Consider the following 25,070-nt stretch of genomic DNA (forward strand, 5'->3'; position numbering starts at 1 on the left):
GGTTTGTCGACAGGCAAATTTTCTCCAAACCCTTTCCACGGGGCAACCTTTCTTCCATGTTCCCGTTCCGAAGGGCAGGGACCCTGGTTCGGGAAAGGTTTATCCATGAGGAAACTCACGATCGTCGCATTGTCCGCTCTGACGCTCGGCGCGGCGGGCTGCTCGACGGTGGAGCGGGACACGGGCACGGGCGCTCTTCTCGGCGCCGGCGCCGGCGCTCTGATCGGCCAGGTGGCAGGCGGCGACACGCGGAGCACGCTCACGGGCGCGGCCATCGGCGGACTCGGCGGTGCCATCGCGGGCAATCTCGTCGGCCGTTCCAGCGCCTCGTCGGGCGACTGCATCTACAGCGACAGCGCCGGCCGCCGCTACGTGTCGCGCTGCCCGTCGGGCTACTGACCGGATTCGGCCACGACCGGCCGATCCACCCGCAAAGCCGCCGAACACCCTTCGGCGGCTTTCGCTTTTTGGCGGTTCCGGCTTGCTTCCGGTTGGTCCGTCAGGAACCTTGTCGCATGCTGCGCAGCGCTGGAAGCCGGCGGCGACGAAAGGCACGAGAAGACGATCATGTTCCGACCCGAACCCGTCCGCTTCGCAGGTCGTCTCGCCCGAGGCCTTGTTCTTCTCGCGCTGCCGCTTGTCCTGGCAGGCTGCGGCGGAGGCGGCGGACGATTGCCGCCGGTCTTCGGCGCGGTGTTCGGGCTGGAAGGCGCCGAAACCTATCCCTTCGTGCCCGGGCGCGTGGCCGAGCCGGTGGTGGGGCCCAGGGATCGGCTGATCGGCGAGTCCGCCAGCCAGCCGGGCCAGTGCATCTACGCCGACGACGGCACGCCCCGCCGCTTCCGAGCCGCCTGTCCGGACGGCTTCGACCTTTGATGGCGCGTCAAGCGCCCCGCCCCAGCGCGACGAAGGCGTTGCGGTAGCCGTCAGGCTCCGTCACGGGCGCGGCGAACTCGATCCGCTCCAGCCGGTCGCCCTTGACGATCTCGAAGCCTCGGCGGTCGGCGGTCACGATGGACCAGCCGGTGCCGGCATCCGTCACCAGCCGCGCGGCGATGGCGTCGATCGCGTCGGCATGGTCCTCGTTCATGTGGAGGCGGGCCCGCTCGGCGCGCTCGCCCAAGGCGGCACCCTCGGGATCGACGACATCCGCCGCCGCGAGCTCGAAGGCCCGCGCGAAGCCGCCGTTGAGGCCGGCTCGTTCCGGCTCGACCACGACGAAATGAAAGTCGCCGAAGTCGGCATAAAGCTCGGCGGACGGGTGGCGGGCGAGAAAGCGGGCCTTGGCGGACGAGCGCTCGTCGCTGTCGCGCGCCAGAAGACGGGCGCGGCCGATCAGCGTGATGCGCGGATGGCGAAGCGGGTCGCCGCCGCCCGGCTCGCCGAAGAGGAGCGAGCAGCGCGGGTCGGCGCGGAGCGCCTGCGTGTGGACGGACAGGTCCGAGACGAGCAGGATCGGGCGCCCTTCGAAATCCGTGGCGACCGAGGCGCGGCTCGCCAGCGGGTAACCGGTGCCGGGCTCGATCGTCGCGAGGCTCGCATGACGCGCAGCCCGCACGAGGCGGCGGGCAAGGGCGCGCGCCTCCTCGTCCACGGGCCGCAGGGTTTGTTCGCGGGGCTTGGCTTCGGTCACGGCGGCGTCTCCGGTGCCCGGGAGCGTCCATCGGTCGCCGCTCCCATCTTTGTCGGCCACGAACGATTGCCAGAGCGCGGCGGGAACGGATAGTCCCTGCGGCAAGGATCAACGAGACGGGAGCGCGGCGATGAGCGAGGATCAGAAGCAGGCGATCCGGGCGATGCTTGCGGCGATGGACGCGCCGGACGGCGGCGGCGACGTCGTGTCCCGCGGGCTGGTGTCCGAAATCTTCATCGCCAACAACAAGGCCTTCTTTTCGCTGACGGTGCCGGCCGAGGAAGCGGAGCGCTTCGAGCCGTTCCGGCGTGAGGCCGAGCGGCGCGCCGCGGCTCTTCCCGGCCTGGAAGGCGCGATGGTGGCCCTGACCGCCGAGCGCGCGCCGGGCGCGGCCCGCTCCGCTCCGCCCCCGCCGCCCGCGCGCGGACCGGCCCACCCGCACCATCACCCGCATCCGCGTCCCGGCGCGACCACGAGCGGCCCCGCCGAAGGGCGCGGCCCCGCCGGCCCGCGACCGGGCAAGCCCGGCATTCCGGGCATTGCCACGATCGTCGCGGTGGCGAGCGGCAAGGGCGGCGTCGGCAAGTCGACGACGGCGGTCAACATCGCGCTCGGCGCCGCGCGGCTCGGCCTCAAGGTCGGGCTCCTCGACGCCGACGTCTATGGTCCCTCCGTGCCGCGGCTCCTGAACCTCAAGGACAAGCCCCGCACCGCCGACGGGCGCCGGATGATCCCGCTCGACGCCTACGGGCTCAAGGCCATGTCGATGGGCCTCCTCGTCGAGGAGGATACGCCGATGATCTGGCGCGGGCCGATGGTCATGTCGGCGCTGACGCAGATGCTGCGCGAGGTCGAGTGGGGGCAGCTCGACCTTCTCGTCGTCGACATGCCGCCGGGCACCGGCGACGCGCAGCTGACCATGGCGCAGCAGGTGCCGCTGGCCGGCGCCGTCATCGTCTCGACGCCGCAGGACCTCGCGCTGATCGACGCGCGAAAGGGGCTCGCGATGTTCCGGAAGGTCGAGGTGCCCGTTCTCGGCATCGTCGAGAACATGAGCTACTTCATCGCCCCCGACACGGGGACGCGCTACGACATCTTCGGCCACGGCGGCGCGCGGGCGGAGGCCGAGAAGCTCGGCGTGCCGTTCCTCGGCGAGGTGCCGCTGGAGATGGCGATCCGCGAATCGTCGGATGCCGGGCGCCCGGTGGTCGCGACGGATCCCGATGGTCCGCAGGCGCGAGCCTACCTCGACATCGCCGCCGGCATGCTCCGCTCGATCGAGGCGCAGAAGCAGGGCGGCTCGGCAGGGCCGCGGATCGTCTTCGAATAGGGCGCTGAACCCTCGCCCGTAAGCGGGCGAGGCTGGGCGGCGAAGCCGACCGGGTGAGGGTGCCGGCCGCGCCGAGGGGCCAGGCGATGAACCTTCAAGGCCGTGGCCTTCACGAGTCACCCTCATCCCCCTGGCGGGCCCTTCTCCCGCCGGCGGGAGACGGGAGCCTGCCTCAGGCCGGCTCGCGCGGGGCGTCGGCCGGCTTGACCCGCTGCGGCACGGGGGAGGAGGGCGGCTTGTTGTCCGGCCCGAGGATGGCGCCCTGGCCCTTCGGCCGGGTGAGCGGAGCGGGGACCGGTGCATTGCCGCGCATGAGGTCGCGGCCGGCATAGATGTCGGAGGCGAGCTGGAGGTCGAAGCGCTCCTCGTCGCGCCGGCGCACGTCCTCCATGATGTCGGCGATCGCGTCCTCCTCCGTGCCGAAGGAGCGCAGCACGGCTTCACCGAAGCTCATCGCCGATTCGAGCGTTTCACGGATCTGGTACTCGACGCCGGCATGAACGAGCCGCAGGGCATGGCCGCGGTCGTAGGCTCTGGCGAAGACCTTCACCAGCGGGAACTCTTCCGCCATGAGTTTCGCGATCTTGTCGCAGGCCTCCTCGTCGTTGACGCAGACGAGGACGGCCTCGGCGCCCCGCACGCCCGAGGCTTCCAGGATGTCGAGCCGCGTGCCGTCGCCGTAATAGACCTTGAAGCCGAAGGTCGAGGCCGCCTGGATCATCTCGACGTCGGTCTCGATGATCGTCACCTCGATGCCGCGGGCGAGCAGCGGCTGCGAGGCGACCTGGGCGAAGCGGCCGAAGCCGATGATCAGGACGCGGCTCGACAATCCATCCGGCGTCTCGAGGCCTTCCGTCGAAACCTTGGGCGGCGGCGTCAGGCGCTTGAGCGCGATGTTGACGATCGGGGTGAGGGCCATGGACAGGATGACGATCGCCGTGAACGCCGCGTTGGTTTCGCTGTCCATGATGCCGGCCGCGGTCGCGGCGGAGTAGAGGACGAAGGCGAACTCGCCGCCCTGCGCGAAGAGCGCGACGCGGGTGATCGCCTCGTGGTTGCCCGAGCCGAAGGCCTTGGCGACGAGATAGATGCCGAGCCCCTTCACCGCGACGAAGGCCAGGAGGCCGCCGACGATGAACAGCCATTCGCGGGCGATCACGGCGAGGTCGAGCGACATGCCGACGGCCAGGAAGAACAGGCCGAGAAGAATGCCGCGGAAGGGCTCGATGTCGGTTTCGAGCTGGCGGCGGAAGGAGGACTCGGAAAGGAGCACGCCGGCGAGAAACGCGCCCATCGCCATGGACAGGCCGCCGAACTCCATGAGAAGCGCCGAGCCGAGAACCACGAAGAGGGCGGCCGCCGTCATCATCTCGCGCGCATGGACGCGGGCGAGTACGCCGAAGAGCGGGTTGAGGAGGTAGCGTCCGGCCAGAATCAGGCCGCCGATGCAGGCGACGGCGACGAGGGCGGTCGCCAGCGGGTCGGCGGCGTCTTCCGCCGTTCCGGGTGCCAGCAGCGCGACGGCCGCGAGGAGCGGCACGATCGACAGGTCTTCGAGGAGAAGCACCGAGACGGCGCGCTGGCCGGCCGCCGTGCCCGTCTCGCCGCGCTCCTCCAGCATCTGCATGATGACGGCGGTGGAGGACAGGACGAAGCCCATGCCGGCGATGAAGGCGGCGCGCCAGTCGAGGCCGAGCCCCATGGCGGCGAGGGTGAGAAGCCCGCCGCAGACCGCAACCTGGGCGATGCCGAGGCCGAAGATCGCCTTTCTCAACGCCCAGAGCCGGGAGGGCTGCATCTCCAGGCCGATGATGAAGAGCAGCATGATGACGCCGAACTCGGCGAAGTGCAGCACCGCCTCCGGCTCGTCGGCGAGCGAGAGCGCGAAGGGGCCGCAGATCAGGCCCGCGGCGAAGTAGCCCAGCACCGAGCCGAGACCGAGCCGGCGGAAGATCGGAACGGCGACGATGCTGACGCCCAGAAGCGCCACGACCTCGACGAGGCCGATGCCCGCGCTCGCATTTTCAACCGCCATGTCGGCCGCTCCCGTGCTTGTGGGCAACTGCCTGCCCAATGACCGATTCTGACCGGTGGGTCAAAAACAAGCTTGCCTTGGGCCGTCGAGTCCTATCGGATGCGGCCTTCCGCGAAACGAAGGTTTCGTAGGCAACAATTCCACGGAGCTGCCCCAGATGAAACTTTTCACCCGGCTTCTTGCCGCAACGGCGCTGACCCTCGCGCTCGGCGGCGCGGCATCGGCCAAGACCTTCGTGTTCTGCTCGGAAGGTTCGCCCGAGGGCTTCGATCCCGGTCTCTACACCGCCGGCACCACCTTCGACGCATCCGCCCACCCGGTCTACAACCGCCTGACCGAGTTCAAGAAGGGCACCACCGAGGTCGAGCCGGGCCTCGCCGAGAGCTGGGACGTCGCGCCTGACGGCCTGACCTACACCTTCAAGCTCCGTCCGGGCGTGAAATTCCACTCCAACGACACCTTCACGCCGACGCGCGACATGAACGCCGACGACGTGATCTTCTCGTTCGACCGGCAGGGCAACAAGGACAATCCCTGGCACCAGTACGTCAGCGGCGCCTCCTGGGAATACTACGATTCCATGTCGATGCCCGAGACCGTGAAGTCGGTCGAGAAGGTCGACGACATGACGGTGAAGTTCACGCTCACCCGCGCCGACGCCGCCTTCCTCGCCAATGTCGCCATGCCCTTCGCCTCGATCGTGTCGAAGGAATATGCCGACAAGCTCGCCGAGGCCGGCCAGCAGGCGCAGTTCAACCAGCAGCCGATCGGCACCGGGCCGTTCCGGTTCGTCGCCTACCAGCCGGACGCGCTGATCCGCTACCAGGCCTTCCCCGAATACTGGGCCGGCAAGCAGCCGATCGACGATCTCGTCTTCGCCATCACCACGGATGCCGCCGTTCGCCAGCAGCGCCTGCTCGCCGGCGAGTGCCACCTGATGGCCTATCCGAATCCCTCCGACGTGCCCGCCATGCAGCAGAACGCCGACCTCAAGGTCGACGAGCAGCAGGGCCTCAACATCGGCTACTTCGCCTACAACACGAAGCAGGCGCCGTTCGACAAGGTCGAGGTCCGCAAGGCCCTCAACATGGCGATCAACAAGCAGGCCATCATCGATGCCGTCTACCAGGGCGCCGGCCAGATCGCGAAGAACCCGATCCCGCCGACGATGTGGTCCTACAACGACTCGATCCAGGACGATCCCTACGATCCGGAAGCCGCCAAGAAGATGCTGACGGATGCCGGCGTCTCGAATCTGTCGATGAAGATCTGGGCCATGCCGGTTTCGCGGCCCTACAATCCGAACGCCCGCCGCATGGCCGAGCTGATCCAGGCGGACTTCGCCAAGGTCGGCGTCAACGCCGAGATCGTCACCTACGAGTGGGCCGAGTACCTCGAGCGCTCGAAGGCCGAGGACCGCGACGGCGCCGTGCTGCTCGGCTGGACCGGCGACAACGGCGATCCGGACAACTTCCTGGCCGTGCTGCTGGGCTGCGACGGCGTCGGCAACAACAACCGCGCCCAGTGGTGCAACGAGGACTTCGACAAGCTCGTCCAGCAGGCGAAGTCCCTGCCGAGCCAGGAGCAGCGTGCCGAGCTCTACGAGCAGGCCCAGGTGATCTTCAAGGAGCAGGCGCCCTGGGCGACGATCGCCCATTCGGTGGTCTACGTTCCGATGCGCAAGAACGTCACCGGCTTCGTCCAGAGCCCGCTCGGCGACTACACCTTCGACGGCGTCGACATCACGGAATAAGCCTCCTCCAGGCTTCCGACATGCGGCGGGACGGCGCGAAACGCGCCGTCCCGCCGTTTTCCGTTTCCGGCAAGTCCTTGATGCCGGCCGCTCTTTTTCATCAGGGCCACTTGCATCGGGCCCCGTTTCGGGCGACACGCCGCCATGCTCCGTTTCTTTCTGTCCCGCGTCGCGGTCCTCGTGCCGACGTTTCTGGGCGTCGCGCTGATCGCCTTCGCCTTCGTCCGGCTCCTGCCCGGCGACACCATCACGATCATCGGCGGTGAGCGCGGCGTCAGCCCCGAGCGCCGCGCGGCGCTGGAAGCCGCGCTCGGCCTCGACCGGCCCTACATCGTCCAGTTCGGCGACTACGTCTTCTCCGTGCTGCGCGGCGACTTCGGCGTCTCGACCAGCACCTACCGGCCGGTGCTCCAGGAGTTCCTGACGCTCTTCCCCGCCACGATCGAGCTGTCCGTCGTCGCGATCCTCCTCGCGGTCGCGATCGGCATCCCGGCCGGCATCTTCGCGGCGCTCAAGCGCGGCACCTGGATCGACCAGGGCATCATGGGCACCGCCCTCGTCGGCTATTCCATGCCGATCTTCTGGTGGGCGGTCCTCCTCATCATCTTCTTCTCCGGCTACCTCCAGTGGACGCCCGTGTCGGGGCGCATCTCGCTGATGTACTTCTTCCCGCCGGTCACGGGCTTCATGCTGATCGACAGCCTGCTCTCGGGGCAGGCGGGCGCCTTCCGATCGGCGCTGAGCCACCTGATCCTGCCGGCCATCGTGCTCGCCACCATCCCGCTCGCCGTCATCGCGCGCCAGACGCGCTCGGCCATGCTGGAGGTGCTCGGCGAGGACTATGTCCGCACCGCGCGCGCCAAGGGCCTCGGCCCGCGCCGGGTCGTCGGCGTCCACGCGCTGCGCAACGCCCTGATCCCGGTCGTCACGACGATCGGCCTTCAGGTCGGCGTGCTCCTGACGGGCGCGATCCTGACCGAGACGATCTTCTCCTGGCCGGGCATCGGCAAGTGGCTGATCGACGCCGTCGGCCGGCGCGACTACCCCTCGGTGCAGGGCGGCATCCTGCTCATCGCCATCGTCGTCATGGCCGTGAACCTCGTCGTGGACCTGCTCTACGGCCTCATCAATCCCCGCGTCCGGGCGCGCTGAGGAGGACCCCATGAGCCACATCTCCGCCCAGGAGTCCGAGGCCGGCGTCGGCGCCGACATTCCGTCGCGCATCCCCGCCGGCAACCCGCGCGCCCAGGTGCTGCGCGAGTTCTGGTACTACTTCTCCCGCAACAAGGGCGCCGTTCTCGGCCTCTTCGTCTTCCTTCTCGTGGTTCTCGTCGCGCTCTTCGCGCCGCTGATCGCGCCCCACAATCCGCTGGTGCCCGCCGGTGCCATCCAGTTGCCGCCGGCCTGGTGGGAGCGTGGGAACCCGTCCTTCCTGCTCGGCACCGACGACATCGGCCGCGACATCCTGTCCCGCCTGATCTTCGGGGCGCGCTACTCGCTGTTCATCGGCCTCGTCGTGGTCACGCTGTCGGTCTCCGTCGGCATCACGCTCGGGCTGATCGCCGGCTACGTCCGCGGCTGGCTCGACATCGTCATCATGCGCGTCATGGACGTGATCCTGGCGGTGCCGTCGCTCCTCCTGGCGCTCGCGCTGGTCGCGATCCTCGGGCCCAGCCTCGTCAACGTGATGATCGCGATCGCGCTCACCCTCCAGCCGCATTTCGTGCGGCTCACCCGAGCCGCCGTGCTCGCCGAGAAGGAGCGCGACTACGTCACCGCCGCGCGCGTCGTCGGAGCCGGTCCCTTGCGGCTGATGGTGGTCACCATCCTGCCGAACTGCCTCGGACCCCTCATCGTCCAGGCGACCCTGTCCTTCTCCAACGCCATCCTCGACGCCGCGGCCCTCGGCTTCCTCGGCATGGGTGCCCAGCCGCCGACGCCGGAATGGGGCACGATGCTGGCGGGCGCGCGCGAGTTCATCTCCTCTGCGCCCTGGATCGTCACCTATCCCGGCCTCGCGATCCTCATCACCGTTCTCGCGATCAACCTCGTCGGCGACGGCTTGCGCGACGCGCTCGATCCCAAGCTGAAAAGGAGCTGAGCCCATGCCACTCCTCTCCGTGAAGAACCTGTCCGTTTCCTTCGATACCTCGACCGGCCCGTTCAAGGCCGTCGCCGGCATCGACTACGCGGTCGATGCCGGCGAGGTGCTGGCCATCGTCGGCGAGTCGGGCTCCGGCAAGTCGGTCGGCATGCTGGCCGTCATGGGCCTCCTGCCCAAGACCGCGACGGTGACCGCCGACGAGATCCGCTTCGACGGGCGCGACCTCAAGGGGATGTCCGACAAGGAGCGCCGGCAGATCATCGGGCGCGACATCGCGATGATCTTCCAGGAGCCGAATGCCAGTCTCAATCCCTGCTTCACCGTCGGCTACCAGATCGAGGAGCTCCTGAAGAAGCACCTCAAGCTCGGCCGGCGCGAGCGGCGCGAGAAGGCGGTGGAGCTGTTCAAGGACGTCGGCATTCCCGATCCGGCCGAGCGGTTGTCGAGCTATCCCCACCAGATGTCGGGCGGCCAGTGCCAGCGCGTGATGATCGCGATGGCCATCGCCTGCAACCCGAAGCTCCTCATCGCCGACGAGCCGACGACGGCGCTCGACGTCACCATCCAGAAGCAGATCCTCGACCTCCTGATGAAACTCCAGGCCGATCACCGCATGGGGCTCATCATGATCACCCACGACATGGGCGTCGTCGCCGAGACCGCCGACCGCGTGGTCGTCCAGTACAAGGGGCGCAAGATGGAGGAATCGGACGTCCTCACGCTCTTCACCCGCGCGCAGAGCCCCTATACCCGCGCGCTGCTCTCCGCCCTGCCGGAGAACGCGACGGGCAACCGCCTGCCGACGGTTTCCGAGCTGATGAGCGCCGACGGCGCGGGAGCCTCGGCATGAGCGCGCCCGTCGTTCTCGAAGCGCGCGACATCAAGCGCGACTACGTCGTCAATCGCGGCCTCTTCGCCAAGCCGAAGATCGTCCACGCCGTGAAGGGCGTGTCCTTCAAGGTCGAGAAGGGGCGCACGCTCGCCATCGTCGGCGAATCCGGCTGCGGGAAGTCGACGCTCGCCCGCATCCTGACCCTGATCGACCCGCAGACCAGCGGCGACCTGATCATCGACGGCAACACGGTCGAGATCGCCTCCGGCCGACCCTCGCGCGAGCTTCGGGCCAAGGTCCAGATCGTCTTCCAGAACCCCTACGGCTCGCTGAACCCGCGCCAGAAGATCGGCAGCGTCCTCACCGAGCCGCTCCAGCTCAACACCGACAAGAGCGCCGCCGAGCGGCGAGACCTCGCCATGGCGATGCTGCAGAAGGTCGGGCTGCAGCCGGAGCACTACAACCGCTACCCGCATATGTTTTCAGGGGGCCAGCGCCAGCGCATCGCCATCGCCCGCGCCCTGATGCTGAACCCCTCGATCCTCGTTCTCGACGAGCCGGTCTCGGCACTCGACCTGTCGGTTCAGGCGCAGATCCTGAACCTCCTTGCGGACCTGCGCGACGAGTTCGGCCTCACCTACGTCTTCATCAGCCACGACCTCTCGGTCGTGCGCTTCATCGCGGACGAGGTGATGGTGATGTATTTCGGCGAGGCGGTGGAGCACCGCTCCAAGGCCGAGATCTTCGCCGACCCCCAGCACCCCTACACGCGAACGCTGTTCGCGGCGACGCCGCGGGCGGACGTCGAGACGATCCGGAAGCGGGTGATGGCGCGGGCGTGAAGCCTCAAGGTCTCCGATCGTCGGGCGTGCCGTACTTCTTGTCGAAACGGCGCCCGGCGATCCAGAAGATCACGAGGTTCGCGAGCCCGAAGATCACACCGGCGATGGGCAGAGCGTTGGCTGACAAGAATTCCGCGTTCATCACCTAATCCTCGCTCTTCAGTCCGCGCAGGAGGACGTGCGCGAGGAAATGTAGACCCAAGGCGACGGCGATCCAACCCCATCCACCGCTCGGTGCGCTGTTCACAGCCGGCAGGATGATTGCGGTACCGAAGATCGCCAGCGCCGCGGCGTTCACTGAAGTCGCTGCGAGCTTGACGTTTTCGTTGAAGCGCTTTGCGGCCAGTCTGCGCTTGCGTCGCGCGGCCTCGTCCTCCTCGCTCACCGGTCATCCGGTCCCGGCCGCGCCCGCCTGCCCAGCGCCGCCATGACGTCGCGCGGGCTGATGCGGCCGAGAAGGCGGCCTCCGGCGGAGACGGCGATCTCGCCCTCGTTCGTGCCGAGCGTCTCGATGACGCGGCGCAGCGGCGCGTCGGGGTCGGCCATGCCGGCGATCGCCGGGCCGGCGCCGTCCTCGCGATCGATCGGGCGCATGACGTCCGCCGCCGTCAGCACCGACAGCGGGTTCATGTGGGCGACGAAGTCGGCGACGTAGTCGTTGGCGGGGGCGAGGACGATGTCCTTCGGTCGCCCGGCCTGGACGATGCGGCCGCCCTCCATGATCGCGATGGTGCTGCCGAGCTTGAAGGCCTCGTCGAGGTCGTGGCTGACGAAGATGATGGTCTTCTTCAGCCGCGCCTGGAATTCGAGCAGCTCGTCCTGAAGGCGCGTGCGGATCAGCGGGTCGAGCGCCGAGAAGGGCTCGTCCATCAGGAGCACCGGCGCGTCGGTTGCGAAGGCGCGGGCGAGGCCGACGCGCTGCTGCATCCCGCCGGACAGCTCGCCGACGCGGGCATATCCCCAGTCCGACAGCCCGACGAGGGCGAGCTGCGCCTCGACGCGCTCGCGGCGCTCCTTGGCGGATACGCCGGACAGCTCCAGGCCGAACCCGACATTGTCGGCGACCGAGCGCCAGGGCAGGAGCGCGAACTGCTGGAACACCATGGCGACCTCGCGCCGGCGAAGCTCGCGAAGCCGCGACGCGCCGCAGGCGGCGGGATCGACGGCTCCCCGGCCGGTGTCGATCGAGACGGCGCCGCGCACCACCTGCGCGAGGCCGTTGACGGTTCGCAGCAGCGTCGACTTGCCGGAGCCCGACAGGCCCATCAGCACGGCGATCTCGCCGGGATGCACGTCGAGCGTGGCGTCGGCGACGCCGAGCATCAGCCCGGTCTCCTTGCGGATCGCGGCGCGGTCGGCGCCGCGGTCGATCAGCGGCAGGGCGCGGGCCGGATTGCGGCCGAAGACCACGGACACGTTCCGGAAGGAAACGATGGGGCGCTTGGTCTCGCTCACCGGGCGTGCCTGTCGTCGATGTGGAAGAAGCGGTCGAGGATGATGGCGAGAAGCACGATGGCGAGCCCCGCCTCGAAGCCGTTGCCGATGTTGATCGTGTTGAGCGCGCGCACCACCGGCACGCCGAGGCCCGGCGCGCCGACGAGCGCGGCGATCACCACCATGGACAGCGAGAGCATGATGGTCTGCGTCAGGCCCGCCATGATCTGGGGCAGGGCGTGCGGGATCTCGATCTTGAGGAGGCGCTGCATGGGCGTCGCGCCGAAGGCGTCGCCCGCCTCCTGGAGCTGAAGCGGCGTCGAGGCGATGCCGAGCTTGGTGAGGCGGATCGGCGCGGGCAAGGCGAAGATCACGGTCGCCACCAAGCCCGGCACGAGGCCGAGGCCGAAGAGGATCAGGGCCGGGATGAGGTAGACGAAGGTCGGGATCGTCTGCATCAGGTCGAGCACGGGGCGAAGGCCCGCATCGAGCCAGGGCCGCCGCGCCGCCGCGATGCCGACGGGCACGCCGACCGCCATGCAAACCGCGGTCGAGGCGATGACGAGGGCGAGCGTTTCCGTCGTTTCCTTCCAGTAGCCGAGATTGATGATCAGGAGGAGGCCGCCGACGGTGAGGAGGACCGGCGCGATCCGTCGCCGCAGCAGGAAGGCCAGGATGCCGAAGCCGGCCACGACGACGAGCGGATGCGGCTCCGCCAGGACGAACAGGATCGCCTCGATGAAGGCGGACAGAACCGCCTGGATCCAGTCGAACAGGAATTGGAGGTGGGTCGTCAGCCAGTCGACGGCGGCCTCGGCATAGTCGCCGAGCGGCAAGGGATGGTCTTCGATCCAGGAAAGCACGCGCGCCGCGTCCCCCGCAGGCTGGAGCCGGATGGAGAAGCGGCCGGATCGCATCCGGCCGCCACGAGATCATGCCGTTCGGAGCCGAAGCTCAGGACAGGCCGAGATGCTCCTTGACGGCGGCGAGCCCGTCCTGCCCGTCCAGCGTCGTCACGCCCTGGAGCCAGGGCTCCCAGCTTCCCGGGTTGGCGGTCAGCCAGGCCTTGGCGGCGTCTTCCGGATCCTCGCCCTCGTCGATGATCGCGCCCATGATCTGGCTCTCCGAATCCAGCGTGAACTGGATGGCGTCGAGGAGCTTGTTGGCGTTCGGGCACTCGGCCGCGTAGTTGGCGCGGGTGACCGTCGAGACCGTCGCGCCGCCGTAGTTCGGGCCGAAGAAGTCGTCGCCGCCGGCAAGGTATTCGAGCTGGAAGTTGGTGTTCATCGGATGGGGGGCCCAGCCGAGGAAGACGATCGGCTCGTTCGCCTTGGTGGCGCGGGCGACCTGCGCCAGCATGCCCTGCTCGGACGACTCGACCAGCTCGAACTTGCCGAGATCGAAGGCGTTCTTGTTGATCATGTCGAGGATCAGGCGGTTGCCGTCGTTGCCCGGCTCGATGCCGTAGATCTTGTTGCCGAGCTTGTCGGCGAACTTGCCGATGTCGGCGAAGCTTTTCAGCCCCTCGTCGAAGAGGGCCTTGGGCACCGCCAGCGTGTACTTGGCGCCTTCGAGGTTGGTGCCGAGGTCGACCACCGACTTGTCGGCGAGATAGGGGGCGACGTCGGCCTGCATGGAGGGCATCCAGAGGCCGAGAAAGGCGTCGAGGTCGTTGTTCTTCAGCGAGGCGAAGGTGACCGGCACGGCGAGCACCTTCACGTCCGGCTCGTAGCCGAGGCCCTCGAGAACCTGTGAGGCGACCGCGGTGGTCGCGGTGATGTCGGTCCAGCCGACGTCCGACAGGCGGACGGTCTCGCAGGCCTCGCCGTCCTGGGCGGCGGCGGGCCCGGCAAAGGCGGCGGCAGCGAGCGCGGTTGCGGCAATGGCGAGGATCGGTCTCATGGGGTCTCCTTGCGGCCGACGGAAATCGCCAGCCCTCTTCTTCGGGCTTGCTGGACGGGCCAAAGAGTGACCTCTCCGCACCCCGTCCTCAAGCGTGAATGCGACGTTTCGGCCGCGGATGAAACAGTCAGAGCGCGAGCGCGCTCGTGTTCTTGATCTCCTCCATCACGGCATAGGTGTGCGTTTCCCGGACGCCGGGAAGGTTCAGGAGCGCATCGGACAGGAAGGCGCGGTACGCCGCCATGTCCTTGACCCGCGCCTTGAGGAGGTAGTCGAAGCCGCCCGCCACCATGTGGCACTCCATGATGTCGGCGTTGGCGCGGGCCGCCTTGGCGAATTCGGCGAAGACGTCCTCGCTGGTGCGGTCGAGGCGCACCTCGACGAAGACGATGAGACCGCGCCCGAGCTTCTCCGGCGACAAGCGCGCGGCATAGCCGAGGATGAAGCCCTCGGCCGTCAGGCGCCGCACGCGGTCGGCCGTGGCGGTAGGCGACAGGTGGACGCGGTTGGCCAGCTCCGTCGTCGTCAGCCGCCCGTCGCGCTGGAGCTCGTCGAGGATCTTCAGGTCCTTGCGGTCGATCGCCGTCATGTCCGCGGTTGAAGCATGGTTTCGCCCCGGAAGTCACGGCTTGCGCCCCAAAGAACGGTGGGAAGCGCGCCGGGCTCCTTTGCTATGTGCGGGACATCCCCGACGGAGACCCGCCCCCATGTCGCTCGCCCCCGCCGCGTCCTTCCCCCCGGCCTTTTCCGCTCCCTTCGCCCCCGACGAGGAGGGCGTCGTCGCCCGCCTCCTCCAGGCGAGCGCCGCCTGGCGCCACGACGAGACCGCCGTCGACGCGCGGGCGCGGCGGATCATCGAGGGCATCCGCGGGCGCTCTGGCGGCATCGGCGGCGTCGAGGACTTCCTGCGCGAGTTCGGCCTGTCGACCCGTGAAGGGCTCGCGCTGATGATCCTCGCCGAGGCGCTGCTGCGCGTGCCCGACGCGCAGACGCAGGACCGCCTGATCGAGGACAAGATCGGCGCCGGCGACTGGGCGAACCGCGAGGAGGGCGGCGAGCGCATGCTGACGGCGGCTTCCGCCTGGGCGCTCGGCGTTTCCGCCCGCATCATCCGCCCCGGCGAGACGCCCGAGGGCGTCCTCTCCGGCCTCGTCAAGCGCGTCGGCGCGCCGGCCGTGCGCCACGCGACGCGCCAGGCCATGCGCTTCCTCGGCCGGCACTTCGTCCTCGGCGAGACGATCGAGGATGCCCTCGACCGGGCGAAGGCCGCCGAGAAGAAGGGCTACCGCCACTCCTACGACATGCTGGGCGAGGGCGCCCGCACGGCCGCCGACGCCAAGCGCTACTTCCGCTCCTATGCCGACGCCATCGAGGCGATCGGCGCCAAGGCCGGCAGCCACGCGCTGCCCGACCGCCCCGGCATCTCGGTGAAGCTCTCGGCGCTCCACCCCCGCTTCCAGCCGACGCAGCGCGAGCGGGTGATGCGCGAGCTCGTGCCGGACGTTCTCCAGCTCGCCCGCCGCGCCAAGGCGCACGACCTGAACCTGACGATCGACGCGGAAGAGGCGAGCCGGCTGGAGCTGTCGCTCGACGTCATCGACGCGGTGGTGCGCTCCGGGGAGCTTGCCGGCTGGGACGGCTTCGGCCTCGCCATCCAGGCCTATGGCAAGCGCGTTCTGGCCGTGATCGACCACGTCGACGCGCTGGCGGAGGCCGCGGGCATCCGCATGATGGTTCGCCTCGTGAAGGGTGCCTACTGGGACTCCGAGATCAAGCTCGCGCAGGAAAAGGGCCTGTCCGGCTTTCCCGTCTACACCCGCAAGGCCTCGACGGACCTGTCCTATCTCGTGGCGGCGAAAAGCCTCCTCGAACGGCGCGCCCGGCTCTATCCCCAGTTCGCCACGCATAACGCGCTGACCGTCGCGACCATCCTGGAAATGGCCGGCGACGAGCCCTCCGGCTTCGAGTTCCAGCGCCTCCACGGCATGGGCGAGGCGCTCTACGAGATCGTGCGCGAGGAGAACGCAAAGCGCGTGCCCTGCCGCATCTACGCGCCGGTCGGCGGCTATCGCGACCTTCTCGCCTATCTCGTGCGCCGGCTCCTGGAGAACGGCGCCAACTCCTCCTTCGTCGCCAAGGTCGGCGATTCCGACGTGCCGGTGGACGAGCTGCTGAAGCGCCCGCGCGATCTTCTGGCCGGCGCCTCCGCCGCCAATCCGCGCATCATCCTGCCGGCCGCGCTGTTCGGCGCGCGGCGCAACTCGGCCGGGCTTGAATTCGGCGAGCGTGCCGGATTCGAGCGCTTCCTCGCGCGCCGAAACGAGGCGGCGAACAAGCGCGTGGCCCTCGAGGGCGCGAGCGTGCCCGTTCGCTCGCCGGTCGACGGTTCCGAGGTCGGCGCCTGCCGCCCCTTGAGCGAGGCCGAGGCGCGCGCGCTGATGGACCGGGCGGCCAGGGCCGTGCGGGCCACGGGCCAGGTGCCGGTGTCGCGTCGGGCCGCCGCGCTGCGGGGCGCCGCCGACAAGATCGAGGCGCGGGGCGCCGAGTTCACCGCGCTCCTCGCCCGCGAGGCCGGCAAGACCATCGACGACGCCATCGCCGAGATCCGCGAGGCGGCCGACTTCCTGCGCTTCTATGCCGGCGAGGCGGAGCGGGTCTTCGGGCACGCCGAGGCGCTGCCCGGTCCGACGGGCGAGGAGAACAAGCTCGTTCACCGGCCGCGCGGCGTCGTCGTCGCGATCTCGCCCTGGAACTTCCCGCTAGCGATCTTCATCGGCCAGGTCGCCGCGGCGCTGGCGGCGGGCAACGTCGTCGTCGCCAAGCCGGCCGAGCAGACGCCGCTCGTCGCCGGCATCGCCGTCTCGATCCTGCGCGAGGCGGGCATCTCCGCCGATGCCCTGCACCTCGCGGTCGGCGACGGGGCGGTCGGCGCGGCGCTCGTCGCGCATCCCGCCTGCGCCATGATCGCCTTCACCGGCTCGACCGAGACGGCGCAGGCGATCAACCGGGCGCTGGCGGCCAAGAGCGGACCGATCGTGCCGCTCCTCGCCGAGACCGGCGGCATCAACGCCATGGTGGCCGACGCGACGGCTCTCCCCGAGCAGGTGGCGGACGACGTCGTCTCCTCCGCCTTCCGCTCGGCCGGCCAGCGCTGCTCGGCGCTGCGGCTCCTGTTCCTTCAGGCCGACGTCGCCGACCGCGTGGTCGAGATGATCGAGGGCGCGGCGGCGGAGCTCGTCGTCGGCGATCCCGCCGACCCCGCCACCGACATCGGCCCGGTCATCGACGCCGAGCAGAAGCGCATGCTGGACGAGCACGTCTCCGCGATGGAGCGCGAGAAGCGCGTTCGCTTCAAGGGCAAGCTCCCGGCAAGCCTGCCGCCCGGCGGCCACTGGGTCGCGCCGGCGGTCGTGAAGCTCGACCGGCCGGAGCAGCTGACGCGCGAGATCTTCGGCCCCGTCCTCCACGTCGTCACCTGGAAGGCGGGCGAGCTCGACAAGGTCTGCGACGCCATCGAGGCGACGGGCTACGGGCTGACGCTCGGCATCCACAGCCGCATCGACGAGACCATCCGCACGGTTTCCGAGCGGCTGTCGGTCGGCAACGTCTACATCAACCGCAACACGATCGGCGCCGTCGTCGGCTCTCAGCCCTTCGGCGGCTCGGGCCTGTCGGGCACCGGTCCGAAGGCGGGCGGGCCGAACTACCTCCAGCGCTTCGCCATCGAGCAGGTGGTTTCCACCAACACGGCGGCGGCCGGCGGCAATGCCAGCCTCATCGCCATGGAGTCGTGACGGGCAGAGCAGTTGCGTCAGTTTGGGACAAGCATGCCGGCCTAGTGTCGGCATGTCGCGGAAACGATGGCACGCGCCGCTCCCGGTTTCTCCTCCCGTACCGGGTCCTGGCCCCTCGGCTTTCACGACGATCGAACGGGTGTCCCGCGCGGCGATCCTCCCTGCAGCCGCGCGAAACCCCGGCATGACATGCATCGCATCAGGAACCCGGCGCGGCACCCGCGCCGGGTTTTTGCCGTCGCCTCTCAAGGCCCCCGGAGCTATGGTCCGCCGGAACGGCGGCCCCCGAGTCGCCGCGGCACGGGATTGACCGGAGGCGGAATGGCGACGGTGCTGTCGGACATCGAGATCGCGCGGGCCGCGAAGAAGAAGCCGATCCGGGACGTCGCGGCGCGCCTCGGCATCGCCGAGGACGACCTCGTCCCCTACGGCCGCGACAAGGCGAAGATCTCGGCCGAGTTCATCCGGTCGCTGGACGGCCGGCCGGACGGCAAGCTGATCCTCGTCACCGCGATCAACCCGACACCGGCCGGCGAAGGCAAGACGACGACGACGGTCGGCCTCGGCGACGGCCTCAACCGCATCGGCAAGCGCTCGGCGATCTGCATCCGCGAGGCCTCGCTCGGCCCCTGCTTCGGCGTCAAAGGGGGCGCAGCCGGCGGCGGCTACGCGCAGGTCATTCCGATGGAGGACATGAACCTCCACTTCACCGGCGACTTCCACGCCATCACCTCGGCCCACAACCTCCTCGCCGCGCTCGTCGACAACCACATCTACTGGGGTAACCGCCAAGCCATCGACACGCGCCGCGTCACCTGGCGCCGCGTCCTCGACATGAACGACCGGGCCCTCCGGCAGATCGTCTCCTCGCTCGGCGGCGTCCCCAACGGCTATCCCCGCGAGACCGGCTTCGACATCACCGTCGCCTCAGAGGTCATGGCGATCCTGTGCCTCGCCCGCGATCTCGAGGACCTCGAAGCCCGGCTCGGCCGCATCGTCGTCGCGAGCCGCGTCGACCGCAGCCCGGTGACGGCCGCCGACATCGGCGCGGCCGGCGCCATGGCCGTGCTCCTCAAGGACGCGCTGCAGCCGAACCTCGTGCAGACGCTGGAGAACAATCCCGCCTTTGTCCATGGCGGCCCCTTCGCCAACATCGCGCACGGCTGCAACTCGGTGCTGGCGACGAAGACGGCGCTGAAGCTCGCCGACTACGTCGTCACCGAGGCCGGCTTCGGCGCGGATCTCGGCGCCGAGAAGTTCTTCGACATCAAGTGTCGCATCGCCGGGCTGAAGCCGGCCGCCAGCGTCATCGTCGCGACGGTGCGGGCGCTGAAGATGAATGGCGGGGTGCCGAAGGACGAGCTCGGCCGCGAGGACGTCGACGCCGTGAAGCGCGGCGCGGCCAATCTCGGCCGGCACATCGAGAACGTCAAAAGCTTCGGGGTGCCGGTGGTGGTCGCGATCAACCATTTCGGCACGGACACGGATGCCGAGATCGAGGCGGTGAAGCGCTACACCGCCGGCCTCGGCGTCGAGGCCGTGCTGTGCCGCCACTGGGCGGAAGGCTCGGCCGGCATCACCGAGCTCGCCGAGAAGGTCGCCGCCATGGCCGACCACGGCGCCGACAACTTCGCCCCGCTCTATCCCGACGACATGCCGCTCTGGGAGAAGATCGAGACGGTGGTCAAGCGCATCTATCGCGGCGCCGAGGCCACCGCCGAACGAAGCGTGCACGCGCTCCTCGCCGACTTCGAAGCGCGGGGCCACGGGCACCTGCCGGTCTGCATGGCGAAGACGCAGTATTCTTTCTCGACCGACCCGTCCCTGTTGGGCGCCCCGAGCGGCCATTCGGTCCACGTGCGCGAGGTGCGCCTGTCGGCGGGCGCGGGCTTCGTCGTCGCGATCTGCGGGGAGATCATGACCATGCCCGGCTTGCCGCGCAGCCCGGCGGCCGAGCGCATCTTCCTCAACGAGGCCGGCCAGATCGAGGGCCTATTCTGACCGCGGCCGGGGAGGGGCGGCTGTCGCACCTGCGGGTGGAGCTTCCCGGCGGCGTCGCCCTAGGGCCCGGCAAGGCGGCGCTCCTGGAAGCCATCGGCGAGGCGGGCTCGATCGCCGCCGCCGGCCGGCGGCTGCGCATGAGCTACAAGCGCGCCTGGGGCCTCGTCGAGGCGCTGAATGCCGACTTTCCGACGCCGCTCGTCGAATCGTCCCGCGGCGGCGCGGCGCAAGGCGGCGCGCACCTGACGGAGCGCGGCGAGGCGGTTCTCGCGCGCTACCGCGCCATGGAGGCGAAGGCCGTGGCGGCGATCGCGGCGGACCTCGCGGCGCTCGCCGATCTCGCGCGCCGCGATGTGTCCCATGGGACATAACGGTTGCCCGAATCGGACCCCTACCTATAACGATATGTCGGGATCAACATATCGGAGCCGGCCGTTCATGCGCATCACCCGCCTTGCCCTTCTCGCCGGCCTCGTTCTTGCCGCGCCCCTGCCGGCCTTCGCCGACACGGCGAGCGTCGCGGTCGCCGCCAACTTCACGGAAGCGGCCAAGGAGATCGCCGCGGCCTTCGCCGAGAAGACCGATCACGAGGTGCAGCTCTCCTTCGGCGCGACCGGCGCGCTCTACACGCAGGTGACGCAAGGGGCGCCCTTCCAGGTCTTCCTCGCCGCCGACGACGAGCGCCCGACCCTCGCGGTCAAGGAGGGTTATGGCGTCGAGGGCAGCGTCTTCACCTACGCCGTCGGCAAGCTGGCGCTCTACAGCGCGAGCGCCGACGTGACGGACGGCGAGGCGGCGCTGAAGGCGGGCAGCTTCGACAAGATTTCCATCGCCAATCCAGAGACCGCCCCCTACGGCGCGGCGGCCGTCGAGACCATGGAGAAGCTCGGCGTCTACGAGGCGCTGAAGGGGAAGGTGGTCCAGGGCCAGAGCATCGCCCAGGCCTTCCAGTTCGTCGAGACCGGCAATGCCGAGCTCGGCTTCGTCGCGCTCGCGCAGGTCATAAACGCCGCAGCCGGCTCGCGCTGGGACGTGCCGCAGGACCTCTACGAGCCGATCGGCCAGGACGCCGTGCTCCTCAAGACCGGCGCCGACAACCCGGCCGCCACCGCCTTCGTCGACTTCCTGAAAACCGACGAGGCGAAGGCCATCATCGCAAGGTATGGCTACGGCCTCGACGCCGGCGCCTGAGATCCGAGGGGAGGGGCATGGACTTCGACGGCGAGATCGGCGGCGCGATCCTTCTCACGCTCCAGCTCGCGACCGTCACCACGCTCCTCCTTCTTCTCGTCGGCATTCCGCTGGGATGGTGGCTCGCCCGCACGAAGAGCCGGGCCAAGGAAGTGGTCGGCACGCTCGTCGCGCTGCCCCTCGTCCTGCCGCCGACCGTCCTCGGCTTCTACCTCCTCGTGGCGCTGGGGCCGGACGGGCTCGGCGGGCTCTTCGGCGTGCGCACCTTCGCCTTCACCTTCGAGGGCCTCGTCTTCGGCTCGGTGGTCTTCTCGCTGCCCTTCGCCGTCCAGCCGATCCGCGACGCCTTCGAGGCGGCCGGCGAGCGCCCCTTCGAGGTCGCCGCGACCCTGCGCGCCTCGCCGCTCGACGCGTTCCTTTCCGTCGGCCTGCCGCTCGCCCGACCCGGCATTCTCACGGGCGCCGTCCTCGGTTTCGCCCACACGGTCGGCGAGTTCGGCGTCGTCCTGATGATCGGCGGCAACATCCCCGGCGAGACCAAGGTCCTCTCCATCGCCATCTTCGACTTCGTCGAGACGCTTCGCTGGCGCGAGGCTCACATCCTCTCCGCCGGCATGCTCGTCTTCGCCTTCGCGGTGATCCTGACGGTCTCGGTGATCGACCGCCGCGCGAGACGGGCGAGGGCAGGGGCGTGACGGGACGAGAACGGCCCATCGCGGCCGACACGCCGCGCGATGTCTCCGTCGCCCTGTCCGGTCGCCTCGGCGCCTTCGCCCTCGACGTCGCCTTCGAGGCGCGGGCTCAGGGCGTGACCGCGCTCTTCGGCCCGTCCGGCTCCGGCAAGACCAGCGTCCTGCGCGCCGTCGCCGGGCTCCAACGTCTCGACGGGCGGGTCCGCATCGGTGGCGAAACCTGGCAGGACGGCACCCGCTTCGTGCCGCCCCACCGGCGCGCGCTCGGCTACGTCTTTCAGGAGGCGAGCCTCTTCCCGCATATCAGCGTATCGGCCAACATCGACTACGGCGCCAAGCGCACCGGCGGCGTCGATCCGGCTGCGCGTTCCGAGATCGTCGATCTCCTCGGCATCGAGCCATTGCTGCCCCGCGCGCCCGCGCGTCTGTCGGGCGGCGAGCGGCAGCGCGTCGCGCTCGCCCGCGCGATCCTGTCGCGGCCGCGCATCCTCCTGATGGACGAGCCGCTCTCGGCGCTCGGTGCCGAGGCGAAGAACGAGATCCTGCCCTATCTGGAGCGGCTGCACGCGAGCCTGTCGATCCCGATCCTTTATGTCAGCCACGACCTTGCCGAGGTCGAGCGCCTCGCCGACGGCATCGTGGTTCTGCGAAACGGACGGGTCGCGGCCGCCGGAGCGCTGGAGCCGACGCTCCGGGCCGCCGGTCTCCGGCAGGGACGGGGCGCCGCGGCGGTGCTGACGGCGCGCGTCGCCGCCTTCGACGTGGGCGATGCCCTCGCCGAGATCGACCTGTTCGGCCAGCCGCTCTTCGTCGCCGGCAGCTCTCCGGGCGACGTCGGCGCGGCGCGGCGGGTGCGGATCGAGGCCTCCGACGTTTCGCTGTCGCGCCAGGCGCCGGCGCCCTCGACGATCCTCAACGCCCTGCGCGCCGAGATCGTCCGCGTCGAGGAAACCACTGCCGCGGAAGCGCTGGTCACGCTGCGTCCCCTCGGGGCGCCGGACGGCGCCACCATTCTCGCCCGGATCACGCGCCGCTCCGCCCGCCGCTTCGCCTTTCAGCCGGGCGAACGCGTGTTCGCGCAGGTCAAGACGATGTCGCTCGCGACACAGCGTGCGGGCGAAACCGGAGCCAAAGATCTTGGCGTTGCCACGGGACCCGACCTCGGCTATCCGTCGTCGCCATGAACACGAAGATCGTCGTCGCGATGTGGTGGTGGGCCAGCTGAAGAGCGGGCTCGATCTTGCATGCGCGATGCAGACAGGAGGCCGCTCGGGAACCCCGGCGGCCTTTCGGTTTTCGAAGAGGCCCCCGAGCGACGCAATCGGAGGGAATGCCGCATGACGATGGAAGCGATCGAGACCTACGTCACCCTCGGCGGCGTCGAGGTGTCGCGCCGCAGGCGCGCCGTGCCCTATGCCGGCGCGATCGAGCCCTACTTCGACAAGCTCGACACCCGCCGCGGCGCCGTCCTTTTCTCCAACTACGAGTTCCCCGGCCGCTATACGCGCCAGGACGTCGCCTTCGTCGACCCGCCGCTCGTCGTCACCTCGCGCGGGCGCGCGGTCTGGATCGAGGCGCTGAACCCGCGGGGCCGAGTGATCCTCGGGCTCGTTGAGGGCGCGCTCTCCGGCCACGCCGACATCGCCTCCGCGAGCCGCGCCCCCGATCGCCTCGACCTCGCCGTGAAGCAGCCGGAAGGCGCCTTCACGGAAGAAGAGCGCTCGCGCATGCCGACCGTCTTCTCGGTGCTGCGCGCCATCGTCGACTTGTTCCGCTCGGGCGAGGACGGCGATCTCGGCCTCTACGGCGCCTTCGGCTACGACCTCGCCTTCCAGTTCGACCGCGTCGAGGAAACGCTCGCGCGCGATCCCGAGCGGCGCGACCTCGTGCTCTACCTGCCGGACGAGCTGCTCGAAGTCGACCACTACTCGGCCTCGGCCTCGCTCGTGTCCTTCGACTTCGCGATGCAGGGTGCCTCGACGGCGGGGCTCGAGGGCGGCGGTCCCGATGCGCCCTTCGTTAGGGCCGACCGCATTCCGCCGCGCGGTGACCACCAGCCCGGCGAATATGCCGACCTCGTGCGGCTCGCCAAGGAGCGCTTCGTGCGCGGCGACCTCTTCGAGGTCGTGCCGGGCCAGGTCTTCTTCGAGCGCGCCGAGCACAGGCCGTCCGAAATCTCGCGGCGGCTGAAGGCGGTGAACCCGTCGCCCTATTCCTTCTTCGTCAATCTCGGGCAGAACGAATATCTAGTCGGCGCGAGCCCGGAGATGTTCGTGCGCGTCTCGGGCCGGCGCGTCGAGACCTGCCCGATCTCCGGCACGGTGAAGCGCGGCGCCGACGCCATCGCCGATTCCGAGCAGATCCTGAAGCTCCTCAACTCCAAGAAGGACGAGTCCGAGCTCACCATGTGCTCGGACGTCGACCGCAACGACAAAAGCCGCGTCTGCGACCCCGGCTCGGTGCGCGTCATCGGCCGGCGCCAGATCGAGATGTATTCGCGCCTCATCCACACGGTGGACCACATCGAGGGGCGCCTGCGCGACGGCATGGACGCCTTCGACGCCTTCCTGTCCCATGCCTGGGCCGTCACCGTCACCGGCGCGCCCAAGCTCTGGGCCATGCGCTTCATCGAAAAACACGAGAAGAGCCCCCGCGCCTGGTACGGGGGGGCGGTCGGCATGGTGTTCTTCAACGGCGACATGAACACCGGCCTGACGCTCAGGACCATCCGCCTCAAGGACGGCATCGCCGAGGTGCGCGCCGGCGCGACGCTCCTCTACGATTCGGTGCCGGACGAGGAAGAGGCCGAGACGGAGCTGAAGGCGTCGGCGCTTCTCGCCGCCATCCGCGAGGCCGGCGCCTCGAACGCGGGCGCGGCCGGCCGCGACGCGGCCAGGGTGGGCGAGGGCGTGCGCGTCCTCCTCGTCGACCACGAGGACTCCTTCGTCCACACGCTCGCCAACTACTTCCGCCAGACCGGGGCGGAGGTTTCCACCGTGCGCACGCCCGTGCCGCCGGAGATCTTCGAGCGCGTCGACCCGGACCTCGTGGTGCTCTCGCCGGGGCCGGGCACGCCCTCCGACTTCGACTGCCGCAACACGATCCTCGCCGCCCGCGCCCACGGCGCCTCCGTGTTCGGGGTCTGCCTCGGGCTCCAGGCGCTGGCCGAGGCCTATGGCGGGACGCTCCGCACGCTGCACGTGCCCTATCACGGCAAGCCATCGCGCATCCGCGTCTCGAAGCCGGGGATCATCTTCTCCGGCCTGCCGCAGGACGTCACCGTCGGGCGCTACCACTCGATCTTCGCCGATCCCGTGCGCCTGCCGAAGGACTTTGAGGTGACGGCCGAGACCGAGGACGGGATCGTCATGGCCTTCGAGCACCGGACGGAGCCGGTGGCCGCCGTGCAGTTCCATCCCGAAAGCATCATGAGTCTGGGCGGTGAGGCCGGCATGCGGATGATCGAGAACGTCGTCGCGCACCTGCCGCGGCGCGCGAAGGTGAGGGCAGCCTGAAGGTGCAAGCCA

Annotated in this window: 23 protein-coding genes; 15 read left to right on the plus strand and 8 right to left on the minus strand. The window is 69.5% G+C overall.

What is annotated here, in order from left to right:
• The first annotated feature begins 105 nt into the window (after nucleotides 1-105).
• On the plus strand, nucleotides 106-399 hold the full coding sequence (locus FZN60_RS01805) for a YMGG-like glycine zipper-containing protein (RefSeq protein WP_158870421.1): 294 nt from the start codon (nucleotides 106-108) through the stop codon (nucleotides 397-399).
• A 168-nt stretch (nucleotides 400-567) separates the two neighbouring features.
• Nucleotides 568-876 (plus strand): hypothetical protein, encoded by a 309-nt coding sequence (locus tag FZN60_RS01810; protein WP_158870423.1) that lies wholly within the window; start codon nucleotides 568-570, stop codon nucleotides 874-876.
• Nucleotides 877-883: 7 nt separating this feature from the next.
• Here the strand turns inward: FZN60_RS01810 and FZN60_RS01815 are convergent, their stop codons facing one another.
• Entirely contained in the window at nucleotides 884-1,633 is a 750-nt protein-coding gene (locus FZN60_RS01815) for a HugZ family pyridoxamine 5'-phosphate oxidase (protein WP_158870425.1), read from the minus strand.
• A 130-nt stretch (nucleotides 1,634-1,763) separates the two neighbouring features.
• Between FZN60_RS01815 and FZN60_RS01820 the strand changes: the two genes are divergently transcribed.
• A complete protein-coding gene (locus tag FZN60_RS01820; RefSeq protein ID WP_158870427.1) occupies nucleotides 1,764-2,963 on the plus strand; it encodes an Mrp/NBP35 family ATP-binding protein in 1,200 nt (399 codons plus the stop codon).
• A 172-nt stretch (nucleotides 2,964-3,135) separates the two neighbouring features.
• Here the strand turns inward: FZN60_RS01820 and FZN60_RS01825 are convergent, their stop codons facing one another.
• A complete protein-coding gene (locus FZN60_RS01825; protein WP_158870429.1) occupies nucleotides 3,136-4,998 on the minus strand; it encodes a monovalent cation:proton antiporter-2 (CPA2) family protein in 1,863 nt (620 codons plus the stop codon).
• 157 nt (nucleotides 4,999-5,155) lie between these two features.
• Here FZN60_RS01825 and FZN60_RS01830 point away from each other — a divergent pair, with 157 nt between their 5' ends.
• The 5 genes from FZN60_RS01830 to FZN60_RS01850 all read left to right on the plus strand — a co-directional run bounded on the left by FZN60_RS01830 (nucleotide 5,156) and on the right by FZN60_RS01850 (nucleotide 10,529).
• Nucleotides 5,156-6,751, plus strand: a complete 1,596-nt coding sequence (locus FZN60_RS01830) for an ABC transporter substrate-binding protein (RefSeq protein ID WP_158870431.1) — start codon at nucleotides 5,156-5,158, stop codon at nucleotides 6,749-6,751.
• A gap of 144 nt (nucleotides 6,752-6,895) precedes the next feature.
• Nucleotides 6,896-7,903, plus strand: coding sequence for an ABC transporter permease subunit (locus tag FZN60_RS01835; protein WP_158870433.1), 1,008 nt, complete (start codon nucleotides 6,896-6,898; stop codon nucleotides 7,901-7,903).
• A gap of 10 nt (nucleotides 7,904-7,913) precedes the next feature.
• Nucleotides 7,914-8,852: an ABC transporter permease subunit gene (locus FZN60_RS01840; protein WP_158870435.1), complete on the plus strand. Its 939-nt coding sequence runs from the start codon at nucleotides 7,914-7,916 to the stop codon at nucleotides 8,850-8,852.
• A 4-nt stretch (nucleotides 8,853-8,856) separates the two neighbouring features.
• Nucleotides 8,857-9,705, plus strand: a complete 849-nt coding sequence (locus tag FZN60_RS01845; protein WP_158870437.1) for an ABC transporter ATP-binding protein — start codon at nucleotides 8,857-8,859, stop codon at nucleotides 9,703-9,705.
• The gene (locus FZN60_RS01850; RefSeq protein WP_158870439.1) at nucleotides 9,702-10,529 is read left to right on the plus strand and encodes a dipeptide ABC transporter ATP-binding protein; all 828 of its coding nucleotides are present in this window, start codon (nucleotides 9,702-9,704) and stop codon (nucleotides 10,527-10,529) included. The genes FZN60_RS01845 and FZN60_RS01850 overlap by 4 nt, the downstream gene beginning before the upstream one ends.
• Before the next feature lie 4 nt (nucleotides 10,530-10,533).
• Here the strand turns inward: FZN60_RS01850 and FZN60_RS01855 are convergent, their stop codons facing one another.
• From FZN60_RS01855 to FZN60_RS01880, 6 genes are all read right to left on the minus strand, one after another.
• Nucleotides 10,534-10,671, minus strand: a complete 138-nt coding sequence (locus FZN60_RS01855) for a hypothetical protein (RefSeq protein WP_158870441.1) — start codon at nucleotides 10,669-10,671, stop codon at nucleotides 10,534-10,536.
• 3 nt (nucleotides 10,672-10,674) lie between these two features.
• A complete protein-coding gene (locus tag FZN60_RS01860; protein WP_158870443.1) occupies nucleotides 10,675-10,914 on the minus strand; it encodes a hypothetical protein in 240 nt (79 codons plus the stop codon).
• Nucleotides 10,911-11,984 carry a choline ABC transporter ATP-binding protein gene (gene choV, locus FZN60_RS01865; protein WP_158870445.1) on the minus strand — a complete coding sequence of 358 codons (1,074 nt, stop codon included), beginning with the start codon at nucleotides 11,982-11,984 and terminating at the stop codon, nucleotides 10,911-10,913. The genes FZN60_RS01860 and choV overlap by 4 nt, the downstream gene beginning before the upstream one ends.
• Nucleotides 11,981-12,880 carry a choline ABC transporter permease subunit gene (gene choW, locus FZN60_RS01870; protein ID WP_158870447.1) on the minus strand — a complete coding sequence of 300 codons (900 nt, stop codon included), beginning with the start codon at nucleotides 12,878-12,880 and terminating at the stop codon, nucleotides 11,981-11,983. Before choW ends, choV begins: the two co-directional genes overlap by 4 nt.
• A 37-nt stretch (nucleotides 12,881-12,917) precedes the next feature.
• Nucleotides 12,918-13,865, minus strand: coding sequence for a choline ABC transporter substrate-binding protein (locus FZN60_RS01875; RefSeq protein WP_158870449.1), 948 nt, complete (start codon nucleotides 13,863-13,865; stop codon nucleotides 12,918-12,920).
• A gap of 127 nt (nucleotides 13,866-13,992) precedes the next feature.
• Entirely contained in the window at nucleotides 13,993-14,454 is a 462-nt protein-coding gene (locus FZN60_RS01880) for an Lrp/AsnC ligand binding domain-containing protein (RefSeq protein ID WP_158870451.1), read from the minus strand.
• A gap of 118 nt (nucleotides 14,455-14,572) precedes the next feature.
• Here FZN60_RS01880 and putA point away from each other — a divergent pair, with 118 nt between their 5' ends.
• The 7 genes from putA (at nucleotide 14,573) to FZN60_RS01915 (ending at nucleotide 25,058) form a co-directional block, all read left to right on the plus strand.
• Nucleotides 14,573-17,659 (plus strand): bifunctional proline dehydrogenase/L-glutamate gamma-semialdehyde dehydrogenase PutA, encoded by a 3,087-nt coding sequence (putA, locus tag FZN60_RS01885; RefSeq protein ID WP_158870453.1) that lies wholly within the window; start codon nucleotides 14,573-14,575, stop codon nucleotides 17,657-17,659.
• A 321-nt stretch (nucleotides 17,660-17,980) separates the two neighbouring features.
• A complete protein-coding gene (locus FZN60_RS01890; protein ID WP_158870455.1) occupies nucleotides 17,981-19,660 on the plus strand; it encodes a formate--tetrahydrofolate ligase in 1,680 nt (559 codons plus the stop codon).
• Between the two features lie 35 nt (nucleotides 19,661-19,695).
• Complete coding sequence (locus tag FZN60_RS01895; RefSeq protein WP_369413021.1) at nucleotides 19,696-20,031, plus strand: winged helix-turn-helix domain-containing protein; 336 nt, start codon at nucleotides 19,696-19,698, stop codon at nucleotides 20,029-20,031.
• 67 nt (nucleotides 20,032-20,098) lie between these two features.
• Nucleotides 20,099-20,851 (plus strand): molybdate ABC transporter substrate-binding protein, encoded by a 753-nt coding sequence (gene modA / locus FZN60_RS01900; protein ID WP_158870457.1) that lies wholly within the window; start codon nucleotides 20,099-20,101, stop codon nucleotides 20,849-20,851.
• 17 nt (nucleotides 20,852-20,868) lie between these two features.
• Entirely contained in the window at nucleotides 20,869-21,546 is a 678-nt protein-coding gene (gene modB / locus FZN60_RS01905) for a molybdate ABC transporter permease subunit (protein ID WP_158870459.1), read from the plus strand.
• Nucleotides 21,543-22,727: a molybdenum ABC transporter ATP-binding protein gene (gene modC, locus FZN60_RS01910; protein ID WP_246726524.1), complete on the plus strand. Its 1,185-nt coding sequence runs from the start codon at nucleotides 21,543-21,545 to the stop codon at nucleotides 22,725-22,727. The genes modB and modC overlap by 4 nt, the downstream gene beginning before the upstream one ends.
• 153 nt (nucleotides 22,728-22,880) lie before the next feature.
• Entirely contained in the window at nucleotides 22,881-25,058 is a 2,178-nt protein-coding gene (locus FZN60_RS01915; RefSeq protein ID WP_158870461.1) for an anthranilate synthase, read from the plus strand.
• Nucleotides 25,059-25,070: the final 12 nt, after the last annotated feature.

Source organism: Antarcticirhabdus aurantiaca (assembly GCF_009765365.1).
Taxonomy (GTDB): Bacteria; Pseudomonadota; Alphaproteobacteria; order Rhizobiales; family Rhizobiaceae; genus Antarcticirhabdus; species Antarcticirhabdus aurantiaca.